Origin of the sequence: Acidovorax sp. 35-64-16 (assembly GCF_002281195.1) — a bacterium.
GTDB classification, from domain to species: domain Bacteria; phylum Pseudomonadota; class Gammaproteobacteria; order Burkholderiales; family Burkholderiaceae_C; genus Acidovorax; species Acidovorax defluvii.
On record NZ_NCFM01000063.1, the window covers coordinates 1 to 10,092 of the forward strand.

Genomic DNA, 10,092 nt, shown 5'->3' on the forward strand with positions numbered 1-10,092 from the left:
TGAGCGGCAAGCGAGCGCTCAACCTTCCTTGGCCGAACGTGTTTCGAGGCCCAAAACTCGTGCCATACTTGGCCTCATGCGGTTGAATTTCCTATCCGTCTGCCCTGGCTCTTGAGCTCGGCGTCATAGTCGCGCACCGCCTGCGGGACCTGCGGGTCTTGCATGTTGCGCGCCACGATGATCTCGGGTGCGCGTGTCCATTTTTCCTTAAGGCCATCGACCAGCATCTGCGTGGCGACGTTGCGGGCGTTGCTGTCTGCGCGGATCTTGTCAAGAGGCGCACCTAGCCGCTGCTTAGCATCGGCTAGGCTCTGCTCAGCATTGACAGGGGCCGGTGCGTTCTGCATCTCCTTGCCATTGAAAACCACGATCACATCGCTGTCGGCAACGTCGGCTGTCTTGCTGGGCGGGATGAGCTTTCGACCGAGGTCGGAGATGTTCTTGCGGGCCTGAGTGTTGCGGGCTTCGACCTCCCCGGCCAGGCGCTTGTAGACAGAGGTAGCCGTTTCCGCCGTCCCCTCAAACGCCTTGGTCACAGCGCTGTACAACCCGTTGAACTCATTGAAGGCGTCCGACCCAAACCCTCCCAACTCAGACTCTACCGCGTCGGTGTACGCCAATTGCGCCTGACTGCGTAGAGCTTTGTCCGCTTCTGAAATCTTTTTCCGCAGCTCGAAAGCCAGCACGATGGCTTTTCTTTGGTTGCCATCTTCATCCATCGTCTTGATGTCGTACTTATCGTACAGCCGCCCATCAAGCATTCGCTGATCCATCAGAGATTTGTAGGCTGACGGCCAGCGCTTGCGTGACTCATACCACGCTCCCTGCGCCTGGTTGAATGCGTTCGACTGCGCATCCGCCTGCATGGCGCGCGCAGATTCAATCGAGCCGCCCGTCGCAAAGCCTTCAATATCCTGAATGCCGTGCTGAATCTCGTGCAACAGAACGCTATCCACATCCTTTGCCAGCGGGTTGCCAACCTTGATAGCCTTGCCCACCGTGCCGTCCACATAGTCCGTCACAGCAAACGTCGCGCCGTTGCCCAGCTTGGGATCTACCCGCACCATGATTTCGCGCAAAGCAGGGTACGCAGCAAACAACTTCGGGTGGTCCATCACCGCATCCAGCGGCAGGGCATTGAACCCAGTGAACTCAAATGGCGCGCGTACCTTCCGTGCGTCGTCCAGATTCGGGCCAATGAAGTCTTCATCGCCCTCGTTTCTCTCAATTGCGTCCAGCGCGCTTTGAGGCAGCAGCGATGGCAGCAAGTTCGCAGGGATGCTACGCATGCGGACGAAATCGCTTGTTTTCTGCGGGTTCTTCGGCGCGAGCGTCAGGCTGTAGGTTCCGTCTGGCTCCTGCCGATAGGACACATGCTCAATGGCGCGCTCTGCGAACCCTCCGCGATGGAGGTTTGCCAGCAGGGCCATATCCACCGTTGCCTCGTTGTCGCTGATCTCAAACCGCATCCGGCCATCAGCACCACGGTGCCAGCCTGTTTCGCGGCGCACGGTTTCCGCGTCTTCGCCAGCAGATAGGCGGTCTTGTGCCGTCACCAGCGCATGCCTGTCTGCAGTGGCAGCGCGGGCGCCTGCGAAGCTGAACCGAATGTCGGCGTTGGCAGGGTCAAAGTCGCCATTGTTGCCGGTGGCGGATTTTACTTGTGTGGGGTCAAAAACTACCCAGTTCACAACCCCATTCTGATCGTCCCGGACTCGAATGGCGTCATATCCTTTTGACTTGGCGGCTCGTATGGCCTTGACCTCATCATAGGATCGAACAATCTTGGGCCAAACTTTCTGTGCGCTCAAATACACCGGCATGATGTTTGAGCCAGTCGCCCCAGTAAATGCGCCTGCCTCCTCTGGGCTTGGCGAAAAGAACATTCCGCCACCCAGCGCGTCGTTGGGCTTGAACTCTGTAAAGCTGCTGTGTGTCCCGTGATACAAAACCAGCGGTTTGCCCTCGGCATCCACTACTTTGCTGTCGCCAAACCAGCGCTTGAACTCGGCCGTTTCCGTCTGGCCACCAGCAGGCGCGCGACTGAACATCGGCGCATCGCCCTGCTCCACAAACCCATCCGCCACAGCCCTGGCCATGCCCACTTCCTCGGCCAGCTTCTTGGCTTGCGCCAGCATCCCGAACGTCTTGTCCTCGCCATCCACCATCCAGGCGGTCGCGCTGCGGTCGCCCTTGGAAACCTTGGCAACGATCATCCGCCCGCGCTTGGCGTCCTTGTCGGCCTGCGATTCGTAGAACGTCAGTGCGTGGGTCTTGACGCCATCCTTCTGGCCCAGGTCTTCCCAGGCCATCAGCGCCTTGGCTTCGGCGGGGGGCAGCTTGGGGGTGTCGGGTTGCGCTGCTGGGGGGGTCGAAGTTTCGGACGAGGCTTCAATTCTTGGTGACTCCTTCTGGCGAACCAGAATCGCATACCTGGTAGTCGTTTCTGCATAGGGAGATAAGCCGCGCAAGCCACCATCGTTCCACCTGAAAGGCAGTATGACTGCTCCACGCTCTTTCCATTCCGGGTTTTTCGACAGTTCGATTTTTGCGCCCTTCTCGGACGCTGCCCCTGGCGCATTCCTTCCACCACCCACCATGACCCAACCGTAATTGGCATAAGGCCAGTCATTCGGTCGGCTCTGCATGATTTTTGGCTCAACATCATCAGCTTTGACTTCCGGTGTGGTCGGGGGTGCACTGGCATCCTGGCCGCGAGCGTTGGAACTGCCCTGACTGGGCTCAGATTCAGGCGATGCACTAGCAGGGGCCGGGATGAAGTCTTGCGGCGAAGACTGCTCATCAGCATCTTGTGCCGCCGCTGGCTCCTCCCTATCCTTTTCTGCCGTCAGATACTGATTGATCTGCTCGGCTTCCACCTGCGTCAGCCCTTCGGCCACACTCGGCACGCTGGACTTGACGGACGCAGGCACCCGCTTGAATTTGCCGTTGGCTGTCATGGATGCGCGCGGCTCCACCGGGGTGAACTCCACCCCCTTGAGTTTGGCAAACTCGATTGCGCCCTGAACATCGCCATCGGCCAGGAAATTGCGGAGCGCCTCCACCGTGCTGCCGCTGCCGTTGATGGCACTGTCCACCTGTTCTGGCGGCTTGGTGTTCTGCTTCTGCCCACCATCCTTAAAACCGGGCGACGCCATCACCTTCTTGCGGAACTCCTGCAAACGCGCCTGCGAGTTCTGCACCTTGAACGTGCCATCGCCCGGAACATCGAAACTCAGGAAATCCACCGCTGCCTCGGGCGCCACGGCGATGGCCTCGTCGATCTTGCCCACCAGCCACTTGCGCATCTCGCTGGGCTTGGTGTCTTCGTTGCGTGCGGCCTTCTTGAGCGAGTCAGTCACCACGCCAGGGGTTGCTGCCTCGGCCTTCTCGCCTGGGTCCTGGTGGGTCACAGAATCGGCCTGCGTCATGCGGGTCAGTTCTGTCTCCGCCTTGGCCAGCACCTCTGACAGCGCGCCAGTCTGGTTGCTCACGATCAGTTGCTTGTCACCGTGGCGGATCTGCACCTCGTACTGCATGCCTTCCACCTGCGTGACCACAGCGAACGGCTGGCCGCCGCCCTGCTCCATGCGGTACACGGGCCGCTTGGTGTAACCGTTGACGCTCTTGGTCCAGCCATTGGGCAGGGCGTCGTCGGCAGGCGATTGCTCCGCAACATCCTGAGCCACAGCCTTGTTTGCGGCTTCGGCTGCGGCCTTGGCATCGCCCACCTTGAATGATGCGATCTGGGTATCGACCCCATCCGCCAGCACGGTGACTTCCATAGAGCCAGCGTCAGGCCACAGCAGCGCGGTGTAGCGCTCGCCGTTCGCGCGCTTGGTCCAGATGGTGTCACCCTGGCCGGTTTCGCCAGTCCAGCCAGCGGCGCCCATGGCGGCCTGCAGCGCCGGAGATTCAACGGCCTGCGGTGCAGCTTCGCGCTGCGCCTTCAACTCCTGCGCATAGTCGTACTCAATTTTGGTTACTTCAAAGTCGCCAAGCCAGTAAACATCTTTTTTACCAGCTTCTTTGACCTTGCGATCGTGTTCAGCTTGCTGGAGGTTGTCTGCGCGAAATATCTGCCTCCGAGACATCGGCTTGATCTTGTCCTCTTGGGTGATGGACGTTTTGAGGCCATCTGCAACCTTGTTTTCCACCCACTCGCGGCGAGTCATAACATTGCCAGTTTCCGAGTCGAGAACCTGCTTGGACAGCACCGCATCCTTGCGGTGCTCCATCAATGTCTTGGGGCGGTTCGCCGCCTTGCGGGCTTCCTCAGCATCCAGTCGTGCCTTGTCGGCCGCATCCTGCTCGGCCTTTGCTGCCTGCTGCGCTGCATCGCGCTTTGCCTCACGCTCGGCTGCAGCCTTGGCCTGCTCGATGGTGTCGTGCAGCGAGTCGCCGCCGACAGTGCGCTCGCCTGCCGCGCGCCGGCGCTGGTTGTCGGGCGACTCCACTGCCCACATGGATTTCACATCGTCGCCCACCTTGGTCTTGGTGGGGTAAATGCGGGTGCCGTTGTGGGTGGTTTCTTGGGCGGGCGCTGGAGCGATGCCTTGCGGCGCAGCGGTAGCGCGGCCTGCGGCAGCCTGTGCAATTTCCTCATTGGTAGCACCAGCACGTCGCGCCTCGTCAACCGCGGCCATCAGTGCGCGGCCCTGCTTCGTCGCATTGGGGTTGCCCACTACGCTCAGGCGCCCATTGGTCACGCCGTCGATCTGTGCGCCGAACTTCCCAGACATGCGATTCATGTCTGCGACAGACTTGAGCCAGCGCGCCTTTTCATCCTGGCCCGTGCTGTTGCTTGCTACATTTTCAGTAGCTTCCGGCGCTTGATTGGCTGGCGCTTCGGGCCGATTTAGCTCCTGCTCTGCGGCGGGTTCAGGCGCGGCTTCGGCCTGTGGTGCAGCTGTAGCTGCTGACGCTTGCATCTCAGCGTCTTGCCTATCAGCCTCACGTTTTTTCGCAGGAGTAAAGCGTTTTGCACTTGCGTTCCACGCGGAGTCCCAGACGGAAACGCCAGCAGGATCAATGCCACGACTTGCAACAGCTGCGGTCGCAGCCTCTATGTTGTCAAACGTCGTCTGAACCTTCCAGACACCAGCGGGGGTTAACGCCTGCCACTCCACACGGGCTCCGGTGATGTCGTCCTTCACCACAAAGCGGTTCTCAAATGGCTGCGCCTCTTTTGCTACGCGGCTCGCCGTTGCCGCGTCTGGCGCTTGCTCAACGGGCGTTTCAGCCTGATTTTGATTGCTGCTTCCCCGCTTCGCCTTGCGCTGCTCGTAGAGGGTTGCGCCACCTACCCCAGCGGCTTCCACCGCTCCGGCTCCCTCTGTAGGAACTCCGGCGGCTGGGCCTGCGGGCTGTGCTCCCACAGCTTGCGGCGCTTGGCTTGGCGGGATGACAGCTGGGGCTGCTTGAGGTACTTCGGGTGTCTGCGGTACGTCTTGGACATTCACGGGCTCCTGCTGGCGAACGACAAAGCCACCCTCTACGGGCACCACGGCGCCGGGGGTCTGCTTTGCCGCGCGGTCGGCTGCCATGCGCGTTTTGAACGGCAGACCGACTGGGTTCAATATGTCGGTGGGCGCTGGAACTGCTGCGCCCTGGGCGGCGGCACGCGCCAGGCGGTCTGCCACCGGGTCGGTTTGCGCTGGCGCCTCGGCTGCAGCGCGGGCAATGCGCTGGTCGGGAGTGGCGCCCTGCTCCGCTGCCATGCGGCGCTGCACATCCGCGGGCGTGATGCGGCCCGCGTCGAAGTCGCGCACGTAAGCGCGGGCGGCCGGCGTGTTCACGCTGCGCAGGGTGTCCATGTAGTTCTGCACGGGGTCGGTGGGCAAGCTCAGGTCCACCGGCTCGGTGCTGGTGCGCTGGGCGCGCTCCACCGGGGCGGCATCGGCCTGCTGCATCCGGGCAATCGTTTCGTTCAGCCGGGCCTCGCCCTGGGCTGCCATGTCTGGCGTCACCCAATTGGGCGGGACCAGCACGAAGCCACCTGCAGGATGCTCGGCCACAGCAAAATCCAGCCCACGATTGCGGGCTTCGTCCAGCATTCGCGCTGCATCGCTGGCGGGCATCGGGGGGCGGCGCTCGGCCACATTGGCCACGTTCGTGATGCTGTTGGCCTGCGCATCGCGGCCCATGCCCAGCGCGCCAATCAGCGGGTCGGTGTTACCAGCCATCCCGCCACCGACCAGCATGGTGCCCATGTCGGTGCCGGTCAGGCTCTCGCCCAGCACTGGTGGCGGCGCGTTCTCGGTCAGCAGGCGGTCCAGCAATTTGCGGTTGTACTGCTGCACGCCCTTGGCCACGTCCGTGCGGTTCACCACAGCATAGGCGCGCAGGGCGTCTTGGCGGGCGCCGTCGGGCAGGGCCAGGATCTGGTCGCGCACCGGGTCGTCCACCGGATCTGGTGCCGTGTTCGGTGCAATCTGCCCATCCACCGAGGCGCCAGCCTCCACCGCCTGCGCTTTGGCCTCTACGCCCGCATTCAGCGCCTTGGTCAGCGCGCCAGATTCGGGTAACTTTTCGGTGGCGCGGATGGCATCAGCAGCGGCTTGGGCTGGCGTTTTCATGCCCTCAACACCACCAGCCACCAGGGCGCCAGGGCCTGCACCAATGGTGGTTTCCACCATCGTGCGGCCTAAGTCGTCAGTCAGGCTGCGCGCTGGGTCAATCTTCTCAGCTTCGTAGTTTGTGGTGATCTTGGGCGCCACTTCCTCGATCTGCTCGCCCGCAAGTTCTGCGCCGAACGCTCCTGCCGAACGGCGCAGCGCAGTGCCAGCACCGGCGCCAGGCTGGCCCAGCAAAGCCTTTTCTAAGCCCAGCTTGCCAGAAATTGCACCCGCCACACCGCCCACAACCCCAGGCAGGATGGAGCCATCGAGAGCCGCCTGCTCGGCCTGCTCTGGCGACATTCCTTGGGCGAGCGCGGTGCGCTTCAAGTCCTCGTAAGCCTCGCCGCGTGCCCCGCCCGCATTCAGTGCAGCATTGGTGGCCATCGCAGTGCGCGTGCCGTACTGCGCAGACAACGCCGCCCTGTTGGCCGCGTCCAGCCCGCGCGCAGCAGCCAAACCCTTGGCCGTAGCACCAGCCAGCGCACCAGTGCCCAGCGTGGCCGCCATGCTTGGCAAGTTCGTCGCCACCAGGCGCGCAGCCTGCGCAGGGTCTTTCCAGTATTCAGACACAGCAGTCCCAATCTGGGACATCACACCTTCCTTGCCGGCCTCCTGGATGCGTTGGTCCGTTGCCGCAATGCGCTGCTTGAGTACCTCGCTCTGCTTGTCACGCCAGTAATCGGCGTTGTCGCGGAAGAACTCCGCCATGGCCCCGTCAGGTGCAACGATGGATGGAACTGCACCAAGGGTGGTGTTGACGCCCTCGGCCAGCTGAACCACCGTATCGCCCACAGCCTGGCCCCAGGTGCGATTTTCTGGCTCGGCCGGCGTCTCCATCGGCGCCACCGCATCGGCGTCAAATGGCTGGTATCCAACACCAATCCCGGCAGCGTCCAGGTCATCAAAGGAGGAAAGTGGTTTGGCGGTTATCTTTTTGGCAGCCATGTGTGGAGCTTCCGGTGGGCGGGTTACAGCAGGCGAAGTTGTTGGGCGCGCAGCTTTTCGACGGATGAGAGTGGCGGCCCTCCGTTGGCAGCCTCAGCAACACGGGCCTGCAGCGCCTGCCGCGCCATGGGGGATTGGAAGTCGTCGCCCAGCGTCTGCGGCGAGCGGCCGGTGCGCGGCTGCTCTGCGGGTTGCGCGGTAGCTGGCTGCGTGTTGCCGCGTTCGCCAAAAAAGGCCCCATAGACAGCAGGGCGCCCGCCCCGTGGTGCCACCGGCTCCTGGCTGGCAGCTTGCGAGGGTGCTTGCGGCTCCGCACTCTTCTTGCCACTTGCGGCAGGCGCTGCATCTGGTGCCTTGGGCGCAAAGCGCTTATCCAGCGCCGCCATTTCTTCCGCCGTGTACCCGCTCGCCGCCGCACGCTGGCGCACCGCCTCGATTTCCTCCGGGGTAGTGGCATTGCGCGCCTCAGTGCGGAAAACAGTTGCACGCTGTCGGCGCGTGTTCTCCGTGGCAAACGCATCTTCCATGCTGCGATAGATTTCTTGCGCGCGCTTACCCTGTTCCTGTGGCGACAGTGGACTCCCCTTGTCGTCCACCGCTGCAGCTGCCTGCTCAAAGGCCACCGCCTGGGCCTTCTTGCTGTCGAAGCTGGCCAAGGGGTTGAAAGATGGCGCATCTTCCTCGCCGCGTCTGCCACCACCGCGCCCACCACCACCACCATTTGCCCGCGCTTCCAGCGCCCCAAGGCGCCGCTCGGCAATATCCGCCTGGCGCTCGGAAACCTCCGTCTTGCGAACGTCAATGTTGTTCTTGAACTCGTTTTGACTCCAGCTATACAGAGCCATCGGGTCATTGAAAGAATTGAGCACAGACAAAAGCTGCCCCGTGTCCTTCATGGTGTAGGCGGGCAAGGGTCGCCCGTCCAGACTTTCGCGCTGGATCACCAGCTCACCATCAGCCCCGCGCTTCACATCGGTAACGCGCGCGCCATCGGGAACGAACTCGTTGTAAAAGCCCTTGACGGCATCCAGGTCGCCAGAGGCCAACGCAGCCGCAGTCCGCCCCAGCGCCTCTTTGCGCTGCGCCCCCTGCAACTGAATCTTCACCAGCGACTGCGCAGCGTAGTCCTTCAGCACCTGCCCGGCCTGGTCAATCTTCCCGGCGCCCGTCAGTTGGGCCGCCCGGTACTGGCTCGCAGCCAGGTGGTCATCCACAGTTGGCGCACGCTCGGTGCCATCAGGATTCTTCAATCGCCCTTTAAACCATTCGCCCACCTGCCCATCGAGCTTTTCTGCAAACGCCTTGTCGGCCTCGGCCTTGGTTGCTGCAGTGTCCTCGCGCATCCAGCGCTTGTCGTCGCGCTCGCCCTGCTTCACCTCGCGCTGCAGGCGCATACCCTGAATGGGGTCACTTTTGGAGATCACTTCTGCCCTGGCAAGCTGCCGGGCATTGGTCACCTGGTCGGGCGTCATCGTGCCAGGGTACCTCTTGCCCAGAAACTCCGTCATCGGTGCCTGGCGGGCAATCTCCACCGGCTGCGCAGGCCCCATCTCGCCATCGGCCAGCTTCGGCGTGGCCATGTACGCCTTGATCTTGTCGTCGTAGCCGATGTAGTTCTTGCCCCCCGCTGCAGCCGCCTCGATCTGCTGGCCCTGCTCCGGGGTGAACTCGCTGCTCTCCACCGGCTTGTCCTGGTCAATCTCGTCCAGCTTACGGCGCTGCTGCGCGTCGCGGTACGTATCGATCAGACCCTTGGCGAACCGTTGGCCCGCCAAAAACTGTTCACTAACGCTCATGGCGTATCTCCTGCCTGTTTCATTTCAATGCCCAGGGCGGCGTAGTCCACCGACATAAACCCATCGTCGTTCGTGTGCACCGCCGATGGCATCACCTCGCGCACCTCGTCGGCCATCACGCCGCGCCAGCGCTGGCTAGGCTCGTCCTTGTAGGCAAACTCGTACAGGTTCAGGCCCGTGCGTTCGTCGCGGCCCACCTGCGTGATGTCTTGCTTCAGGCGGCGGTCGGACCACTTGCCAATCGCAGCCGCCCCAAGTTGCGCCCCAGCGCCCAACAGCGCCCCCATGGGGTTCGCATCGGCTGCGGCCTTGTCAGCGCCCAGCTTGTAATTCGCCTGCGCGCCGAACATACCGGTGGCATTGCTGCCAAGCTGGCCCGCCATCGTCCCGGCCGCGCCGTAGCCGCTGTTCATGCCTGCCAGCCCCTGATTGGCGATGGCCGTACCAGATGCGCCGTACCCTGCCCCGGCCCCGGTGGCCTGCATGCCCATGGCTGGGTATCCTGCCAGTGCATTCGTTGCACGGTCGGTCAGTGCGTAGCCCTCTTGCCGCGCCTGGGTCCGCGCTCCTGTACCGGCCGCTGCCAATGCCGCAGCCTTGGCAATCGCCGTCTGGTTGCCCATGGCCATCGCTTGTACAGTATTCATGTCAGCCACTTCCAAGCCCAAGCTCTACAACCCACGCCACCCCGAACGCACGCTGCTCTACCAAATGGTAGCCGAGCACTACGA

3 protein-coding genes are annotated in these 10,092 nt (G+C 62.7%); all 3 read right to left on the bottom strand.

Going from position 1 to position 10,092, the window contains the following annotated elements; all coding sequences use genetic code 11:
• Positions 1 to 74: 74 nt before the first annotated feature.
• Genes B7Y64_RS18560 through B7Y64_RS18570 form a run of 3 tightly spaced genes read right to left on the bottom strand, consistent with a single transcriptional unit; the run spans position 75 to position 10,008 of the window.
• Positions 75 to 7,565, bottom strand: coding sequence for an LPD23 domain-containing protein (locus tag B7Y64_RS18560; RefSeq protein WP_291329546.1), 7,491 nt, complete (start codon positions 7,563 to 7,565; stop codon positions 75 to 77).
• Positions 7,566 to 7,588: 23 nt separating this feature from the next.
• Positions 7,589 to 9,361, bottom strand: a complete 1,773-nt coding sequence (locus B7Y64_RS18565; protein WP_291326623.1) for a hypothetical protein — start codon at positions 9,359 to 9,361, stop codon at positions 7,589 to 7,591.
• Positions 9,358 to 10,008 (bottom strand): tail fiber domain-containing protein, encoded by a 651-nt coding sequence (locus B7Y64_RS18570; protein ID WP_291326626.1) that lies wholly within the window; start codon positions 10,006 to 10,008, stop codon positions 9,358 to 9,360. Before B7Y64_RS18570 ends, B7Y64_RS18565 begins: the two co-directional genes overlap by 4 nt.
• Between the last annotated feature and the right edge of the window lie 84 nt (positions 10,009 to 10,092).